We start from the raw sequence: 17,019 nt of genomic DNA, 5'->3' as shown, positions 1-17,019 counted from the left end.
GGGCGGGAGATCAGCCCGCGGCCTTCACCGCGTCGTCGACCAGCTGCTGCCAGGCCTTGTCGTACGGGACCGAGCCGTCGTCCACGCCCTGGATGACCGACTCGATGGCGTTCTTGACCTGGGCGTGCTTCACGCCGAGGAAGACCGGCTGGAGGCTGGAGGCGGACTTGGCGAAGATCTCACCGACGGGGGCGTCGTTGAAGAACTCGTTCTTCGCGCCCTGCACCGCCGGGTCCTGCTGCGCCTTCGTGTTGCTCGGCATGTTGCCGAAGTCCTTGAAGACGCTGGCCTGCGTCTCCGCCTGCGTCAGGTAGTCGGCGACCATCGCCGCCTCCTTCGGGTGCTTCGACTGCTTGGGCACGGCCAGCCAGGAGCCGCCCCAGTTGCCGCCGCCGCCCGGCACCGCGGCCACGTCCCACTTGCCCTTGGCGTCCTCACCGGCGTTGTCGCTGACCACGCCGAGCATCCAGGACGGGCAGCCGAGCGTGGCGAACGCGCCCTTCTGGGTGCCCGTCGCCCACTCCTCGGTGAAGTTGCGCAGCTTGGCGGTCAGGCCCTGCTGGCTCAGCTTCGTCGCGAAGTCGAAGGCCGTCTTGACCGCCGGGTTCTTGTCGACGATCAGGTTGTTGTCCTTGTCGAAGTAGGAGACGCCGCCGTTCTTCTCCGCCTCCTGGTACAGCACCACCTGGTACAGCGTGTTGGTGCCGTCGGCCCACTTGGTGTCCTTGACCTTCGACTGGAACTTCTCGCCCACCTTGAGGTAGTCGTCCCAGGTCGGCCAGAGCGCGCTGACCTCGTCGCGGTCGCTCGGCAGGCCGGCCTTCTCGAACAGGTCCTTGCGGTAGCACAGGCTCATGCCGCCGACGTCGGTGCCCAGCGCGAACAGCTTGCCGTCGGCGGTGACGCCGTTCTCCCACTTCCAGGCGGGGTAGTCGGCCTTGCGCGACTCCAGGCCGTACTCCTTCAGGTCCGCCCACCACTCGCTGCGCGCCTTGGCCAGGCCCATGCCGCCCTCGTCGATGCCGACCACGTCACCCGCGCCGCTGCCGGCCTGGAGCCACTGGATCATCTGCGGCCAGTACTGCTGCTCGAACTGGTCGGTCAGGTTCTCGTACTGGATCTGGATGTCCTTGTGCTCGGCGTTCCACTTGTCGACGGCGTTCTTGTAGCCGAAGTTGCTGCCGCCGCCGAACGTCTGCAGGCGGATGGTGATCGGCCCCGAGGCTGAGGAGGATGCCGAGGCGCCGCTCTGCTCTGCGGTGCCGCCGGAACCGCACGACGCGACGGCGAGCGCCGCCGCGGTCAGCGCCGAGGCCGCGGCCAGGGTGCCGCGACGCTTCCTGATCATCATGGTGGAGCCCTTCTGGGGGTGATTGATGTGAGGGCACCGCGACATGCGCTCTGCCGCGGTGGAACTTTTGGGAGCGCTCCCACAAAGGGTGCACTTGCGTGGGTGGCCCGTCAATGCTGCGAAACGTAACCGTTACCAATGGGGCGGTTTGGAAGAATGAAACCGGATTTATGGGGATATACTGCGCAAAGAGCTGATTGGGAGCGCTCCCATCACAAGAGGCATCTTTTGTGTCGCATCGGGGCATGTCTCCCCCGCTCGAGCGCCGGTCGGATCGCCCCGTGGCCAGGGGGCGGCCGGGCCGGCGCGGGGAGCGGCCGGGCCGGGGTGTGCTCGGCGAGGTGCGCCGCGCCGGATGGCCGCTCGAGGCGCGCTCGGGCGGCGTGGGAGTGTTCATCGCTCCCACCGGCCCTGCGCTCTGCCTCTGTGCCGCCGCGTGGGCGACCGAGTTGCGGCGAGGCTGGGTGTCGCCCGCCGCGGGGGTGAGCCGCGTTTTCGGCGAGGCTCCGCCTGTGCGCCTTCCATCCGTCCCTGCCGAAGCTGCTGAGCTGGGGCTCGGCGGGCGGATGAGCGCGAAGGCCGGCGTGTGCCGGCGAAGGGGGGCCGCGTCGAGCGGGTGGGCGGATCTCGCCGCCGAGCAGCGCACCGTGTCGCGGCTGTACGGCGTTCCGTTCTCAGAAATCTACAACGTAAAGGCGCTGGGAAGGGACAGCTCACCGGAGTCCGTGCGGGGTGGGTGCCATCATGGGGCGGCACTGATGAGCAGGGGAGTGAGATGTTGCATCTGCTGTTGCTGCGTTACACGGGCTCGGAGGAGGCGGCCGGGCCGTACGTCGCCGCCCACGTCGCATTCCTGGAGCGGCACCATCGCGCGGGCGTGTTCCTGGCCTCCGGGCAGACGGTGCCCACGTCCGTGGGCGGGGCGATCGTGGTGTGCGGGGTCGATCGCGAGGAGGCCGAACGGATCGCGGCGGAGGACCCGTTCGTGGTGGCCGGGGTGGCCGCGTACACGATCACCACGATCGACGTGGGGCGGGCGCACCCGGTGCTCGCCGAGATGCTCGGAGCGCGGGCCGTCGGCTGAGACGGTGGTCCGCCGAGGTCTCAGGTGAAGCGCCGTCCGGCGGCCGGGCGGCCTCCGCCTGCCGCGGCGCGGCCGGCCCGCGGCCGATGAGCCGGCCGTACCGGGCGGCCTTTCCCGGTGGACGGCCCCGTCACGGCCACGGCGGAGGCTCGGAGAGGTCCCGCAGCGCCTCGCGGGCGTTGTGACCCGCACCGGCGGAGACCTCCCTGCCGTCGCGGTCGCGGGCGACGGCCAGCACCAGCCCTTCGGCCGGGTTGTGGGTGAGCGTGATCGTGTGGCCGCCGACCAGCAGCGCGTCGGCGGCGGACGGGCGTTCGGGGCCCTCCTTGCCGAGCAGGACGTGCGCGCCGACCAGGCCGGCGACGGGCTTGCGGTGCCGTCCGAGCACCACCGGCTCGCTGTACGGGTCGGCGACCTGGCGGACGAGGTCGCCCAGCTTGGACCGCGCGGTGGACAGCCCCACGAGCGGCAGGCCGGTCAGCACCCCGCCCACCTTGGACAGCGGCACGAGCGCGGCCCACTCCCAGCGCTCGCGGATGATCATGACGGTCCGGCCGCTCTTCGCCTCCTCGATGAGCCCGCCCCAGCGGGCGCGGGCGTCCTCGACCGTGATGGGCACTCCCAGCATCGACACCAGCTCGTCGTGCGACGGCCGCTCACCATGGATCACCGAAGCATCGTAAGCCCAGGTGATGTCCAATGTGATCACACCGGATTGACCGGCCCAACCGTGCCGGGTCGCCGTCCCGGGTGTAGCACACCGATGTGATCACATTGGATTGATTGCGGGAGAGCAGGGACCTGTACTTCGCGGTGTGGGCGCTCGCCCTGGTGGCCGAGCACGCCGTGCGGATCGGGCTGGGCGTGGCGCTGCTCGCCGCCGTGCATCCGCTGCTTCCGCTGCTGCTCGGAGCGGCCGTGCTGCCCTCGCTGCTGGTACGCGGCCGCGCCGCCGCACGCATCGACGCCGCCACTGAGCAGACCGCCGAGACCGCCCGCCTGGAGCTGAGCTTGTCGGAGACGGCCACGTCCGCGGTCGCCGACCGCCGCGCTGGACGCCCCGTCCGAGAGCGCGGTCTTCGCCCGGTACGCCGAGGCGGCGAAGTGCCATCCAGGAGCCGTCACGCTGCTGATCACCCACCGCTTCCCGACGGTGCGGATGGCGGACCTCATCGTCGTACTCGACGGCGGCCGGATCGTGCAGTGCGGCACGCATGACGACCTCGTCGCGGTCCCGGGGCTCTACGCCGAGCTTGACGCCGTCCAGCGCCGGGCGTTCGAGAGCCCTGCATGACGAAACGCGCACCCCGGTGATGGGGCACGCGTTCTGCCGTCACGAAGAAGGTGGGAGCACCCGCCGGTGGGAGTGCGTCAGGAGGCGTACTCGGGGTAGCCGTAGCCGACGACCTGCGACTTGGGCCGGACCCGCTCCTCGACCTTGCCGTTGCCGGTGTTGCCCTCGATGGTGGTGATGGTGCCGTCGCGGTTGTCCTTGACGACGAAGCCGACGTGCTGGATGTCCTTCAGCGCCTTGCCGCCCTTCCAGGAGAAGAACACCACGGCGCCGGGCTTGGCCTCGTGGCCGAAGCGCTTGTTGGCGGCGAACCACTTGGCGTGGGCGACGGTCCAGGCGTCCCAGCCGACCTGCGGGCGGGCGCCGGTCTTCTCGCCGACCCAGGAGACGAACATCGAGCACCAGGCGGCGTTCAGGTAAGCGGTACGGCTGCCGCCGTCGCGGGCGACGGTCTCGGCCGCGCGCTGGGAGTTGGCGTACCACTGCTGGTACGGGGTGCCGCCGCCCTTGGCGTTCTCGGAGGTGCCGATCTGTGACCTGGCGACCGCGAGCACCTGGTCGGCGGTGACGTTGATCTTCGTCTCGTCCCGCTCGCCCGCCTTGTGGGCGGAGCGGGCGGTGTCCGGGTGCTTCGCGGCGGTGGCCGCGGCGACGGCGATCGAGGTGTCGGCGTGGGCCGCGGTGGGGACGCCGAGGGCCGAGGCCAGGACGCCGGCGCCGAGCACGGCGCGGGCAATGGTGTTCTTCGAGACAGCGGTAAGACGGTGCTTGGCCATCGAGGGGATTACTCCTTGCTTCCATGCCGCTTACCGGGTTAGCTGACGGGTTCGGGCGTGGAAGCTGCCCTACGGCACCGAAGTGCCGATTCACCCCAAAGGACGTGGGTCCCCGGTTCCGCACGTGGCGGATTCAGCGGTCACAGGACAAACCTGTGATCTTTCGTGCGATGGTCTGACATAGCCGGACAAACCGGACGTATGCCTTAAGATGCCCCATAAGGTAATACACGAGGCAAGAGGATTACAAATCCATAAAAGTAAAGTCAGCCGAGCTGACTGCGAGCCTCGGCCAGAAGCCCCATCATGGCAAGGGATTCGTCAAGAGGCATGATCGAGGATTCGGTCCTGCCTTCGGCCGTGGCGGCGCGGACTTCGCGGAGCTCTCCGGCGTAACCGTTGTCCGCCGGATTGAGTACGTGCTCCTCCGGCTCCATCGACGGCCCGGAGAGCACGATCCGCTGCGGTGCCCAGAACGGCGCCTGGATGTCCGCGCGCATCTGAGTACCCACAACGCTGGCCTGGTTCGGGTAATTCCCGAGCAATGAGGTCGCCACGAGAGCGTGCTTGCCGCCGGGGTAGAGCAAGACGCCGGCCGCCTCCGCGTCAACGCCGTTCGGGGCGAGCTTACCGGTGACGTGCAGGCCGGTGGGCATGCCGAGCAGGAGCTGGGCCAGCCCGAACGGGTAGATCCCCAGATCGAGCAGGGCTCCGCCGCCCAGCTCCGGCGCCCACAGCCGGTGCGCGGGGTCGTACGGGTGGGCGAAGCCGAAGCTGGCCTGCACCGACCGGATCTCGCCGAAGCGCGGGTCGTCCTTGATCAGCTGGATGAGCGGGTTGAAGCGCATCCACATCGCTTCCATCAGGAAGACCCCCGCCTCGCGGGCCAGGCGCACCATCTTCTCGGCGTCGTCCACGGTCGCGGCCAGCGGTTTCTCGCACAGCACCGCCTTGCCCGCCGCGATGGCGGCCTCGGCCACCTGCAGGTGCTGGGCGTGCGGGGTGGCGACGTAGACGGCGTCCACCGCCGGGTCCGCGCACAGCTGTTCGTAGGAGCCGTACGCCGACTCGGCGCCCAGCTCCGCCGCCAGGGCCTGCGCCCTGTCCAGGCTTCTCGATCCGACGGCGGCCACCCGCATGCCGGGTTCCGCCACGATCACCTTGCCCACGGTACGGGCGATGCCGCCGGTGGCGGCTATTCCCCAAGTGAAATCTCGCACGCCGGCGATCGTATACGGAAGGTAAAAACGCTTAAATGGCGGGTGGTGCCGGAAATATCAGAAATGTCCGGTAGTCACATCCGTCACATTCACACCCCGTGGAATGTGCCGGGGTCGGGCCCGAGTCGCTGCCCCCTGCTCATCGCACTGATGGCCGCGAGGTCCTCGTCGTCGAGGAAGAAGTCGAAGACGTCGATGTTCTCGGCGATCCTGGCCGGCGTGATCGACTTCGGGATCACCACGTTGCCGATCTGGAGGTGCCAGCGCAGCACGATCTGCGCGGGCGTCTTACAGTGCTTGTCGGCCAGCACCCGCAGCGCCGGGTCGTCGAGCAGCCCCCTGCCCTGGCCGAGCGGGCTCCACGCCTCGGTGAGTATGCCGTTGGCCTCGTGGAACTCCCGCATCTGGCGCTGCTGGAAGTACGGGTGAAGCTCGATCTGGTTGATCGAGGGGACGATGTCGGCCTCGTTCATGAGCCGGGTGAGCGTCTCGACCGTGAAGTTGGACACGCCGATGGCCTTGGCCCGGCCGTCCCGGTAGATCCTCTCCATGGCCTTCCACGCCTGCACGTACTTGTCGTGCTGGGGCATCGGCCAGTGAATGAGGTAAAGGTCGACGTAGTCGAGGCCGAGCCGGGCCAGCGACTCCTCGAAGGCGGCCTCGGCGCGGTGGTGCTGGCCGTTGGCCAGCTTCGTGGTCACGAACACCTTCTCGCGGGGCAGCCCGCTGGCGCGCACCGCGCGTCCCACGCCCTCCTCGTTGCCGTAGGCGGCGGCGGTGTCGATGTGCCGGTAGCCGGCCTTGAGCGCGGTCAGGACCGCCTGCTCGGCCTCTTCGGCCGGTACCTGCCAGACGCCGTACCCGAGCTGCGGGATCTGCACGCCGTCCGTGTTGAGCATGAGCGAGTTCATACCCTCCATTGTTCACGTCGCGTTTCTGGCGGCTTAAGGCGGTGGGGCTAGCTTGAAGCGGTCGTGAACGGCCCATCACCCGGGAGGGCAGGAGTGGTCGAACAGGCGTCGGCCTGGGTGGAGTCCCCGCTCCAGATGCTGTGCGCCGTCGAGGCCCACCATGCCGGGCTGCTCGGCCCGGCCACCGCCATCGTGCCGCGCGCCGGCCTGCGCCCGCTCAAGGCGACCAGGCGCGAGCTGCGCTCCATGGCGCTGCCCGAGGGCCTGGAGCTGGCCGAGCCGCGTGAGCGCATGCCGCGCCACGTGCAGGCCGTGGGCGACGCCTTCTCCGGCAAGGTGCAGCTGCGCTGGCTGCTGTCCAGACCGGGCCGCGTCGTGGTGGTCGACGACGGGCTGGCCACGCTGCGGCTGCTCGAACTGCTCGCCGGAGGCCCGTTCCGGCCGCTGCTGCGCGCCCGCGCAGCGCCGGGGCCGCTGCGCAGGGCACTCGGCCTGGCCGCGGCCGTCCGGCTGCGCCTCAGCGACGTGTCGATCTTCACCGCGCTGCCCGTGGACGACGCGCTTGCCGAGGCCGTACGCCGCGCCGGCGTGCACCTCGTACACCACGAGTTCGCCTGGCTGCGCGCCCAGCCGCCGAGCGCCGAGTGCCCGGCCGAGCGTACGGTGGTGCTCGGCACCGCGCTCGTGCGCAACGGCCTCGTCCGCCGCGACCACTACCTGCGCTGGCTGACCGACCTGGCCGCGCGCGAGCCCCTGGCCTACTACCCGCACCGCCGCGAGGACCCCGTGGACGTCGCGCTGATCCGGGAGCGCCCCGGGATCACCGTCCACGACGCCGGCGTGCCCGCCGAGCTGACGCTGCGCGGCCTCGGTGCCGGCCAGCGCGTGCTCAGCCTCCCCTCGACCGCGATCACGTCGCTGCGCGTGCTGCTCAGCCCGCGCGGCGTCGCCGTCGAGCCGGTGGACGTTCCCGATGACTGGTGGACCAGCAGGGCGGCGCCCGCCCTGCGCTCGCATTTGACAGGAGTTCCCGGGTGAGAGTGCTGGCCGTCGCCGACTCCGACTCGTATCTGAAGTGGGCGGCCTGCCTGCTCGGCGATCTGCCATCGGAGTGCGCGACGGAGGTGGTCGTGGTGCGCACGCCGATCGCTCCCTCGCCCGAGCAGATCGCCGCCGCAGTGGGCGATCTACCCGCGCCGCCGGTGCTGTCGGCGCGGTCGGTGCGGCGGCTGGCCGAGCGCACCCGGCCGGACGCGATCCTCGTGGCCTGCACGGGCCCGGTGGTGGACGTGCTGGTCGCCGACGTGCTCGACGGGCTGAAGCCGCGCCCGGTGTTCGTCTCCGGGCTGCCCGGCATCTCGGTGCCGGCCACCGAGAAGGCGTGGACGTTCCGCAGCGGCTGCGACCTGTTCGTGGTGCACAGCGAACGCGAGGTCGCCGAGTTCTCCGAGATCGCCGCGAGGCTCGGCGGCGGCGGCGCGGTGGGACTGGCCAGGCTGCCGTTCCTGCGGCCCCAGCGGGGCGCCGGCGGCGGCGACCGGGTGGTGTTCGCCACCCAGGCCAAGGTGCCGCGCCGGCGCGACCAGCGCGAGCAGATCCTGCGGTCGCTGGCCGCGCTGGCCGCCGTCCGGCCGGACCTGGAGGTCGTGGTCAAGCTGCGCGCCCTGGAGGGCGAGCGGCAGACGCACAACGAGCGGCTGCCGTACCAGCGGCTGTGGCGGGAGATGGGGGAGCCGGGGCGGCTGGCGTTCGCAGCCGGGTCGATGCGCGAGCACCTGGAGCAGGCGGCCGGGTTCGTCACGGTCAGCTCGACGGCGGCGCTGGAGGCCATCGCGATGGGTGTGCCGTCGCTGGTGCTCGGCGACTTCGGGGTGAGCGCCGAGATGATCAACCTGGTGTTCGAGGGCAGCGGCCTGCTGGGCACGCTCGACGACCTGGCGCAGGGCCGCTTCCGCACGGCATCGCCCGATTGGTGCGCGGCCAATTACTTCCACCCCGCAGATCGCGACGACTGGGCGCGGCGGCTGTCGGAACTGGTGGAGTCGGGGCCGCGCACGCCCGCCGTGTCGCTGCTCGACGGGCCTGAGCACGCGGCGGCGCGGCGCAGGGCCAGGCTCAGGGTGGAGGTGCCGCCCAAGATGCTGCGGGTCGGCTACCGGGCCAAGCGCCGCGTGCGCCGCTATCTCAAAGCGCTGACCTGAACTTCCTGCGGATCCTGGTGAGCGCGCCCGGCCGGGTCTGCTGCTTCGGCGGCGGAGGCTCGGCCAGGCCCAGCGCCTCCAGCCGGCGGCGCTTGAAGTAGCGCGGGTCGAACACGGTGCCCTCGTCCGGCCGCAGGCCGGGATAGGCGTCGGACTGCATGCAGTAGCCCACCGCGCGCACCAGGGCCGGCAGGTCCGTCTCCGGCGGCGGCTCGACGCCGCCGTCCGCCGACAGGCGCGGCAGCAGCGCGTCCACGATGGTGGCGGGGATCCTGTTGCTGTTCTCGTACGGGGTCAGCCGCTCCAGCACCAGGTCCGTCCCGTACGAGGCGACCCGGAGCCCGAAGTAGCGCCACGCGGTGACCAGGGCCGTGGAGAAGCAGCCCACGACCAGCTCGGGCCGCAGCGCGGAGAAGCACACCTCGGCGGGCACGCTCTCCCCGGCCACCTCCAGCCGCACGCCCGCGGCCTTCGCGGCGGCCCGCAGGAGCCGGGCGTGGCGGCGTCCGGCGGCCGGGTGCGGCTTGAAGACGACGTGGGCGTGGCCGCGGGCGGCCAGCGCCTTGAGCATCGTCTCGTGCAGCCCGGCCTCCTCCTCCGGCGTGACGATCTCCAGCGCCGACAGGTACTGGCCCAGGATGACCGCCTGCCCCGGCCGGGGGACCGGCGCCTGGGCACGCGTGAAGACCGCCACCTCGTCCACGACCGCGAGGAAACGCTCGGCGGGCAAGGCCTCGGGGGCGACGCCGTACTCGCTGAGCAGCAGCGGCGCCAGCCCCGGCACCAGGTCCAGATGGAGCAGCCGGGTGATGCGGCGGAAGATCTCGGCGGGCAGCGGGTCGCGGGTGGGGCCGTAGCTCATCAGCCCGTCGGAGTAGACGGTGATCGGGCAGTCGCGCACCAGCCCGGCGATCGTCCGCGCGGGCGGCACCGCGATCGACTCCAGCACCAGCTCCGTCACGCCGTCCAGCCCCCAGTGGGCGCCGATGAGGCGCTCCAGCATCGGCACCTCGATGACGCGGGCCCGCCAGTCCGACGGGTGCAGCGGGGCGATCAGCTCGTTCCACGAGCGCACCTCGTGGAAGCGGGAGCGCAGCGCGGCGAAGCCGGGCGTCTCGTCCAGCGGCGTCGCCACCTCGGGCACCGCCGCGTTCGTCGAGACGATCAGCAGCCTGCGGCCGTCGTCTCCGAAGCGGCCGTCGTCGATGGCCGCCGCCAGCGACATCGCCCCGAACAGCGTCGAGGCGTAGAAGACCTGCACGTCACCTCTCCTCACGGTCGCGGCGGACCCCGGCGCGCGCTCCCGATGACGCGGGCAGGCCGGGCAGCAGGTCACGCAGGGCGGCCTCGCGCTCGGCGGTCATGCCCGCCAGCGACTCGGCCACCATCTCCCGCGGCAGCGTGGCCAGCATGTCCCTGCCGCGCTCCGCGAAACGGGCGCGCAGCTCCGGCGTGAACCGGTCGCCGATGGTCAGGTGGTGGGCGAGCAGCGCGCAGAAGTTGCGCACCGCCTTGGGCAGGAACTCCGGCTCCAGGTCCTTCAGCACCAGCTCGAAGGCGTCGAAGAAGTGCAGCTGGCGCTCGTCGCCCGCCTGGGTGAGCGAGCCCGGCACCATGCGCCGGTAGAACACGCCGGCCAGCGACACCACCGCGAACGAGGCGGCCTCGCGGTGCAGCCGCCAGATCCACGGCCGGTCCTCGGCGGTGTGCAGCGAGCCGGGGAAGTGCAGCAGATCGCCGAGCGAGCGCCGGTAGACGCCCGCCCAGGCGTACGGGTAGTCCACCATCGTGCGCACCCCGGCGGGCAGGATCGCCTCGCGGGGGTCGAGCACCACGCCCCGTCGCGCCAGCGGGGCGCGGTGCACGACCCGCTTGCGGCCCTCCGCCTGCACATGGTCGGTGCGCACGAAGTCGCAGCCGAGCCCGTCGATCGCCGCGACGAGCCGTGCCAGGTGGCCGGGGGCGAGCCAGTCGTCGCCGTCCATGAACGTGACGTACCGGCCGGACGCCGCCGCCAGGCCCGCGTTGCGCGCGTCCGCAAGACCCACCGGCGTGGGATGGCGCAGCACGGTCAGCCCCGGCAGGTCACCGGCGAAACCGCCGATGATGTCCGCCGTGGCGTCGGCGGACCCGTCGTCCACGACGATGAACTCGAAGCCGGGGGCCGCGTTGCGGCACAGGGAGGCCAGCGCGTCGGCGATGTGGCGCTCGCCGTCCCGCACCGGCACGACGACCGAAAGCGTGGTCAAAGCGGCTGGTCTCCAGGGGGTGGGGGAGCGGGCTCAGACGGTCACCCGGCGCAGGCGGGCCTTGGGCGCCTCCTCGCCGGGGAAGACGCGCTTGACGCCGTCGCCCAGGGCCTGCTCGATGATGCGGATGTCGCGTACCAGGTGCTCGAGCCCGGCCGGCTCCAGCGAGGCCGCGTGGTCGGAGCCCCACATCGTCCGGTCGAGCGTGATGTGCCGCTCCACGCAGACCGCGCCCAGCGTGACCGCGGCCAGCGAGATCTGCAGGCCGCGCTCGTGGCCCGAGTAGCCGACCGGCACGCCGTAACGCTCCTTGAGCGTGGTGATCGTGCGCAGGTTCGCCTCCTCAGGCGGCAGCGGGTACGTGGAGGTCGCGTGCATCATGATCAGCTTCTCGGTGCCGAGGATCTCCACGGCCGCGTCGATCTCCTCCAGCGTGGACATGCCGGTCGACAGGATGATCGGCTTGCCGGTCGCCGCCAGCGCACGCAGCAGCTCGTGGTCGGCGACGCCGGCCGATGCCACCTTGTGCACCAGGACGTTCATCTCCTCGAGGAACTCCACCGACGGCACGTCCCACGGCGAGGCGAACCAGTGCAGGCCCCGCTCGTCGCAGTACTCGGCGATCTGCGTGTACTCGTCGCGGCCGAACTCGGTGCGCTCCTTGTACTCCAGGTACGTCATCTCGCCCCACGGCGTCTGCCGGATCTGCCCCTTCTGCTCCTCGGGCACGCAGATCGACGGGGTGCGTTTCTGAAACTTGACCGCCTGGCAGCCCGCGTCGGCGGCCACGTCGATGAGCCGCCTGGCGATGTCGAGGTCGCCGTTGTGGTTGATGCCGATCTCGCCGATCACGTACACCGGCTGCCCGTCGCCCACCAGCACGTCACCGATCGCGACCGGCTCGGGGCGCGGACGCACGCTCGCTCCAGCGACGACCGGCGAGACGGCCGGCGCGACGACCGGCTGCGTGGCGGCGGCGGGCCGGGCGGCGACGGGCTGCTCCGGGCGGGCCGCCAGCACCCGGTCGCACAACTCGCGCACCGCGCCCGACCCGCCCGGCCTGGTCAGCACCACGCGGGCGGCGGCACGCACCCTCGGGTGCGCGTCGGGCGTCGCGACCGGCCAGCCGACCTCCGCCATCGGGCCCAGGTCGTTGACGTCGTTGCCGACGTACGCCACCCGCGCGGGGTCGAGGTTCTCGATCCTCAGCCAGTCGCGCAGCACCGTGCGCTTGTCGGCCAGGCCCTGCAGCACCGGCACGCCCAGCTTGCGGGCGCGGGCGGTCACCACCGGGTTCTGTTCGGTGGACATGACCAGCACCTTCACACCCGACCGCGTCAGCAGCGAGACGCCCATCCCGTCGGAGCGGCTGACCAGCACCATCTCGCGGCCATCGGAGTCGACGTAGGCGCGGTCGTCGGTGTGCACGCCGTCGAAGTCGGTGATGACGCAGTCCACGTCGATCGGCTCGGGCTCGTCGATGAACGGCGCGAGCGCCCTGACCAGCTCCAGGTCCTCGGGCTCGTCGATCTCGATGGCGTGCCGCGACGGCACCGGCTGCACCGCGATCCTGCCGAAGAAGCGGTGACCGTGCGCGCGCAGGCCGGAGGTGCGCATCACGTAGAAGGCGCCGTTCTCGCGGAACTGCGGCTCGCGGTCCTGCCGGCGCGGGCGGAACGCCGGGTCGTGGTTGACCCCCGCGCCCGTCGCCGTCCACAGGAACTCGTGCGTGGGCAGCCCGGACACGACCGAGTCGGCCTCGCCGTCGAGCACCTTGCGCACCGCCGCCGACAGGTCGGCCGGGTCGATGAACGCGCTCGTGCACTGCACGAGCACCACCACCTCGGGGTCGCCGCCCAGCGTGTCGAGCGCGTGCAGCACCGCGGACTCGCTGGAGGCGGTGTCGCCGCTCAGCTCGGCGGGCCGCTCCACCACGACCGCGCCCGCCTGCCTGGCGGTCTCGGCGATCCCGTCGTGATCGGTGCTCACCACCACCCGGTCGATCAGCTCGGAGCGCAGGCAGGCCCGCACGGCCCTGGTGACCAGCGGCACGCCCCCGACCAGGGCGAGGTTCTTCAGGGGTACGCCCGCCGAACCTCCGCGGGCGGGAACTACGGCCAGGACTCGCAAGGTGTCTCCTCAGTGCATCGGATTGCACCCAGAAGCTAGAGGCCGGTGTTGAACGGCCAGCGTCACCGTCCTGAACTCTGCGTGGGGATCCGGTAGAGCAACTCTGGCCTGCCCACCCCGCCGTACTGCGGGATGCGGGCCGCCACGCCCAGGTCCACCAGGTATTCGAGGTAGCGCCGCGCGGTCACCCTGGAGATGCCGATCGCGTCCGCCACCGCCTGCGCGCTCATCCCCGCGGGCCGCTCGCGCAGCTGCGCGGCCACCGCGTCGAGGGTGTCCTGCGCCATGCCCTTCGGCAGCTCGGCCGCGGTGCCCCGCAGGGTGCCGAGCACCCGGTCCACGTCGCCCTGGCCGACCGCGAGCCCGGCCTCCTCCTTGAAGCGGGCGTAGCGGGTCAGCCGCTCGGCCAGCGCCGCGAACGTGAACGGCTTGAGCAGGTACTGCACGATGCCCAGCGACACCGCGGAGCGCACCATGGCGAGGTCGCGCGCCGAGGTCACCGCGATGACGTCGCACAGCAGCCCGGCCGCGCGCACCGCCCGGCACACCTCAAGGCCGTGCATGTCGGGCAGGTAGAGGTCGAGCAGGATGAGGTCCACCGGCCTGCGGCGCAGGAAGCGCAGCGCCTCGCCGCCCGACCTGACCACCCCGGCCACCTCGAAGCCGGGCACCCGCTCCACGTAGATGCGGTTGGCCTCGGCGGTGATCTCCTCGTCCTCGACCACCAGCACGGTGATGGGCCCGCCGCCCGGTTGCGCGGTCACGACACCGGCTCCTTGCGCGGTGCGGGCAGACGTACGGTGAAGACCGAGCCGTCCACCTCGATCGTGCCGCCGAGCCGCCGCACCGCCTGGCCCACCAGCGCCAGGCCGAGGCCGTGGCCGTCGCCCTTGGTCGTCCAGCCCTTCTCGAACGCGGCCCTGTCGGTCAGCCCCGGCCCGTCGTCGGCCACCCTGATGAGCACGCCGCGCTCGTCGCCGCTGATGTGCACGTCGACCCGGTTCGCCGCGTCGATGGCGTTGTCGATGAGGTTGCCGACGATCGTGATTAGGTCGCGCGGGTCGAGACCCAGGTCGTCCAGCTCGCTGTCCTCGCTGATCACCAGCTCGGAGCCGCGCTCGGCCGCCTCTGCGCTCTTGCCCAGCAGCAGCGCCGCCAGCACGGGCTCGCGCACCGAGCCCACCACCCGGTCGGTCAGCTCCTGCGCCGCCCGCAGCTCCGCCGTGCCCAGCGCGATCGCCTGCTCGGTGCGGCCCAGCTCCACCAGCGTGATCACAGTGTGCAGCCGGTTGGCGGCCTCGTGCGCGGCCGAGCGCAGCGACTCGGCGAAGCCGCGCTCGGCGTCGAGCTGGCCGGACAGCGCCTGCAGCTCGGTGTGGTCGCGTACGGTGACGACCGTGCCGAGCCTGCTGGCCGCGCTGTTGACCGCGAGCACCCGGTCACCGGCGAGGTGGATGCGCTCTTCGGTGTCGGCCACCATCTCCGCCAGGCCCAGCTCGGCCACATGCTTGCCTTCGGCGTCGGCGGGCAGGCCGAGCAGCTGCCTGGCCGCGTCGTTGCACAGGGTCAGCATGCCGTCCCTGCCGACCAGCAGCAGCCCCTCCCTGACCGCGTGCAGGACGGCGTCGTGGTGCTCGTGGATGCGGCCCAGCTCCACCGGGCCCAGGCCGTGCGTCTGGCGGCGCAGCCGGGCGGTCACCAGCCAGGTGCCCGCCGCGCCGAGCCCGAGCGCGAGCGCCACGATGAGGCCGCCCCAGGCGAGCTGCTCGCGCAGCCTGGCGTCGATGCGGTCGATGGTGATGCCGGCGCTGACCAGCGCCCGTACCCGGCCGTCCGCCACGACCGGCGTCACCGCCCGCTTCGACGGGCCCAGCGTGCCGGTGTAGGTCTCGGTGAACGTCTGGCCGCGCAGCGCGGGCTCGATGTGGCCGAGGAAGCGCCGGCCGATCTCCGCCGGGTTCGGGTGGGTGTAGCGGGTGCCGTCGGTACGCATGATCGTGATGAAGTCGACGCCCGTCGCGGCGCGGACGCGCTCGGCGTACGGCTGCAGCCGCGCCGTCGGGTCGGGCTCGTCGAGCGCGGCCAGCACGTCGGGCGAGGCCGCCACGCTGACCGCCACCGCCCGCGCCGTGCCGCCCGCCTCCTCGGTGAGCAGCCGGTGCGCCTGCACCAGCGCGAGCGTCGCGCCGCCCGCCGCCGTGACGGTCACCACGAGCAGCTGCAGCACCAGCATCTGGCCGGCCAGGCTCCAGCGCCGCATGCTCCACCCTCCCCGTGAACGAAACTTACGCAATGGTGACCTGCATCACTCGTGAGGCGCATAGTCGCACGGAGAGAAACCCGCTCCCAAACCGCCGGAGCACCCCCCTATGCGCGATCGCACCCGTTATCTCTATCTGGCCGTCGTCGTGGCGGTCCTGCTCGGCATCGTCGTCGGCTTCGTCGCGCCCGACCTCGCCGTCCAGCTGAAACCCATCGGCACGGGCTTCGTCTCGCTGATCCAGATGGTGATCGGGCCGGTCATCTTCTGCACGATCGTGCTCGGCATCGGCTCGGTACGCCAGGCGGCCAAGGTCGGCAAGGTCGGCGGGCTCGCGCTCGGCTACTTCATCGCCATGTCCACGGTGGCGCTGATCATCGGCCTGGTGGTCGGCAACGTCATCGACCCCGGCTCCGGCCTGCAGCTCACCGACGCGGCCAGGGAGCGGGCCGAGGCGGAGGCGGCCAAGGGCGCCGAGGCGAGCATGGTGGACTTCCTGCTCGGCATCATCCCGAAGACGCTGGTCTCGGCGCTCACCGAGGGCTCGGTGCTGCAGGCGCTGCTCGTCGCGCTGCTGACCGGGTTCGCGCTGCAGGCCATGGGCCGCAAGGGCGAGCCGATCCTGCGCGGCATCGAGCACTTCCAGCGGCTGGTCTTCCGCATCCTCGCCATGATCATGTGGGCGGCGCCGGTGGGCGCGTTCGGCGCGATCGCGGCCGTCGTCGGCGACACCGGCATCGAGGCGCTCAAGAGCCTGGCCATCATCATGATCGCCTTCTACGTCACCTGCGTGCTGTTCGTCGGCGTCGTGCTCGGCGCGATCCTGTGGCTGGTCGCCAGGATCAACCTGTGGTCGCTGCTGCGCTACCTGGGCAGGGAGTTCCTGCTGATCCTGTCCACCTCGTCGTCGGAGACGGCCCTGCCGCGGCTCATCGCCAAGATGGAGCACCTCGGGGTGAGCAGGACGGTGGCCGGCATCACCGTGCCGACCGGCTACTCCTTCAACCTCGACGGCACCGCCATCTACCTCACCATGGCCACGCTGTTCATCGCCACGGCCACCGGGTCGCCGCTGGGCTTCGGCGAGCAGGTCACGCTGCTGCTGTTCATGATGATCGCCTCCAAGGGCGCGGCGGGCGTCACCGGCGCCGGCCTGGCCACGCTGGCCGGCGGCCTGCAGGCGCACCGGCCCGAGCTGGTGGACGGCGTGGGCCTCATCGTCGGCATCGACCGGTTCATGTCCGAGGCCAGGGCGCTGACGAACTTCGCGGGCAACGCCGTGGCCGCCGTGCTCATCGGCACCTGGACCGGCGAGTTCGACAGGGAGCGCGCGGGACGCGTGCTCGCCGGGCAGGCGCCGTTCGACGAGGCCACCCTGCTCGACGACGGCGATGACAGCGGTGACGAGGATCCCCGCGAACCCGCCAAGGAGCTGTCGCCCGCCTGACATCGCGCCCGCGTCTTCCGCCGCTCGTCCGCCTGACACGGCGCCTGCGCCTCCCGCCGCTCGCCCGGCCGGGAGGCGCGGCGCTTTCGCCGTGCG

Annotated in this window: 15 protein-coding genes and 1 riboswitch; of the genes, 5 read left to right on the top strand and 10 right to left on the bottom strand. The window is 71.6% G+C overall.

What is annotated here, in order from left to right:
• Positions 1-10 precede the first annotated feature (10 nt).
• Positions 11-1,351 carry an extracellular solute-binding protein gene (locus tag AB0K67_RS06745; RefSeq protein WP_364054011.1) on the bottom strand — a complete coding sequence of 447 codons (1,341 nt, stop codon included), beginning with the start codon at positions 1,349-1,351 and terminating at the stop codon, positions 11-13.
• 775 nt (positions 1,352-2,126) lie between these two features.
• Here AB0K67_RS06745 and AB0K67_RS06740 point away from each other — a divergent pair.
• Positions 2,127-2,435 (top strand): YciI family protein, encoded by a 309-nt coding sequence (locus AB0K67_RS06740; RefSeq protein ID WP_364054008.1) that lies wholly within the window; start codon positions 2,127-2,129, stop codon positions 2,433-2,435.
• Between the two features lie 130 nt (positions 2,436-2,565).
• Here the strand turns inward: AB0K67_RS06740 and AB0K67_RS06735 are convergent, their stop codons facing one another.
• Positions 2,566-3,105, bottom strand: a complete 540-nt coding sequence (locus tag AB0K67_RS06735; RefSeq protein WP_364054005.1) for a hypothetical protein — start codon at positions 3,103-3,105, stop codon at positions 2,566-2,568.
• A 113-nt stretch (positions 3,106-3,218) separates the two neighbouring features.
• Here AB0K67_RS06735 and AB0K67_RS06730 point away from each other — a divergent pair, with 113 nt between their 5' ends.
• Positions 3,219-3,653, top strand: coding sequence for a hypothetical protein (locus AB0K67_RS06730; protein ID WP_364054003.1), 435 nt, complete (start codon positions 3,219-3,221; stop codon positions 3,651-3,653).
• A gap of 153 nt (positions 3,654-3,806) precedes the next feature.
• On the opposite strand, the gene AB0K67_RS06725 is transcribed toward AB0K67_RS06730, so the two are convergent.
• The 3 genes from AB0K67_RS06725 to AB0K67_RS06715 form a co-directional block, all read right to left on the bottom strand.
• Positions 3,807-4,505: a CHAP domain-containing protein gene (locus AB0K67_RS06725; RefSeq protein WP_364054001.1), complete on the bottom strand. Its 699-nt coding sequence runs from the start codon at positions 4,503-4,505 to the stop codon at positions 3,807-3,809.
• Positions 4,506-4,517: 12 nt separating this feature from the next.
• Positions 4,518-4,654: riboswitch (cyclic di-AMP (ydaO/yuaA leader) on the bottom strand.
• 117 nt (positions 4,655-4,771) lie between these two features.
• A complete protein-coding gene (locus AB0K67_RS06720; protein ID WP_364053998.1) occupies positions 4,772-5,725 on the bottom strand; it encodes a Gfo/Idh/MocA family oxidoreductase in 954 nt (317 codons plus the stop codon).
• An 89-nt stretch (positions 5,726-5,814) separates the two neighbouring features.
• Positions 5,815-6,636 (bottom strand): aldo/keto reductase, encoded by an 822-nt coding sequence (locus AB0K67_RS06715; RefSeq protein ID WP_364053995.1) that lies wholly within the window; start codon positions 6,634-6,636, stop codon positions 5,815-5,817.
• 93 nt (positions 6,637-6,729) lie between these two features.
• On the opposite strand from AB0K67_RS06715, the gene AB0K67_RS06710 reads away from it, so the two are divergent.
• A complete protein-coding gene (locus tag AB0K67_RS06710) occupies positions 6,730-7,674 on the top strand; it encodes a hypothetical protein (RefSeq protein WP_364053992.1) in 945 nt (314 codons plus the stop codon).
• Complete coding sequence (locus AB0K67_RS06705; RefSeq protein WP_364053989.1) at positions 7,671-8,837, top strand: DUF6716 putative glycosyltransferase; 1,167 nt, start codon at positions 7,671-7,673, stop codon at positions 8,835-8,837. Before AB0K67_RS06710 ends, AB0K67_RS06705 begins: the two co-directional genes overlap by 4 nt.
• Here AB0K67_RS06705 and AB0K67_RS06700 read toward each other — a convergent pair.
• The 5 genes from AB0K67_RS06700 to AB0K67_RS06680 form a co-directional block, all read right to left on the bottom strand.
• Entirely contained in the window at positions 8,821-10,098 is a 1,278-nt protein-coding gene (locus AB0K67_RS06700) for a polysialyltransferase family glycosyltransferase (RefSeq protein ID WP_364053986.1), read from the bottom strand. The two genes, AB0K67_RS06705 and AB0K67_RS06700, sit on opposite strands and share 17 nt — an antisense overlap.
• Position 10,099: 1 nt before the next feature.
• Positions 10,100-11,086, bottom strand: coding sequence for a glycosyltransferase family 2 protein (locus AB0K67_RS06695; protein WP_364053983.1), 987 nt, complete (start codon positions 11,084-11,086; stop codon positions 10,100-10,102).
• Between the two features lie 33 nt (positions 11,087-11,119).
• Entirely contained in the window at positions 11,120-13,216 is a 2,097-nt protein-coding gene (locus AB0K67_RS06690; RefSeq protein WP_364053980.1) for an N-acetylneuraminate synthase family protein, read from the bottom strand.
• 62 nt (positions 13,217-13,278) lie between these two features.
• Positions 13,279-13,980, bottom strand: a complete 702-nt coding sequence (locus AB0K67_RS06685; protein ID WP_364053977.1) for a response regulator — start codon at positions 13,978-13,980, stop codon at positions 13,279-13,281.
• Complete coding sequence (locus tag AB0K67_RS06680; RefSeq protein ID WP_364053974.1) at positions 13,977-15,476, bottom strand: sensor histidine kinase; 1,500 nt, start codon at positions 15,474-15,476, stop codon at positions 13,977-13,979. Before AB0K67_RS06680 ends, AB0K67_RS06685 begins: the two co-directional genes overlap by 4 nt.
• A 109-nt stretch (positions 15,477-15,585) precedes the next feature.
• On the opposite strand from AB0K67_RS06680, the gene AB0K67_RS06675 reads away from it, so the two are divergent.
• Positions 15,586-16,923, top strand: a complete 1,338-nt coding sequence (locus AB0K67_RS06675) for a cation:dicarboxylase symporter family transporter (RefSeq protein ID WP_364053971.1) — start codon at positions 15,586-15,588, stop codon at positions 16,921-16,923.
• Positions 16,924-17,019: the final 96 nt, after the last annotated feature.

Origin of the sequence: Nonomuraea sp. NPDC052634 (assembly GCF_040678535.1) — a bacterium.
Classification (GTDB): Bacteria; Actinomycetota; Actinomycetes; order Streptosporangiales; family Streptosporangiaceae; genus Nonomuraea; species Nonomuraea fastidiosa.
The sequence above is the reverse complement of the archived record's forward strand: the minus strand, read 5'-3'. Positions and strand labels throughout refer to the sequence as shown.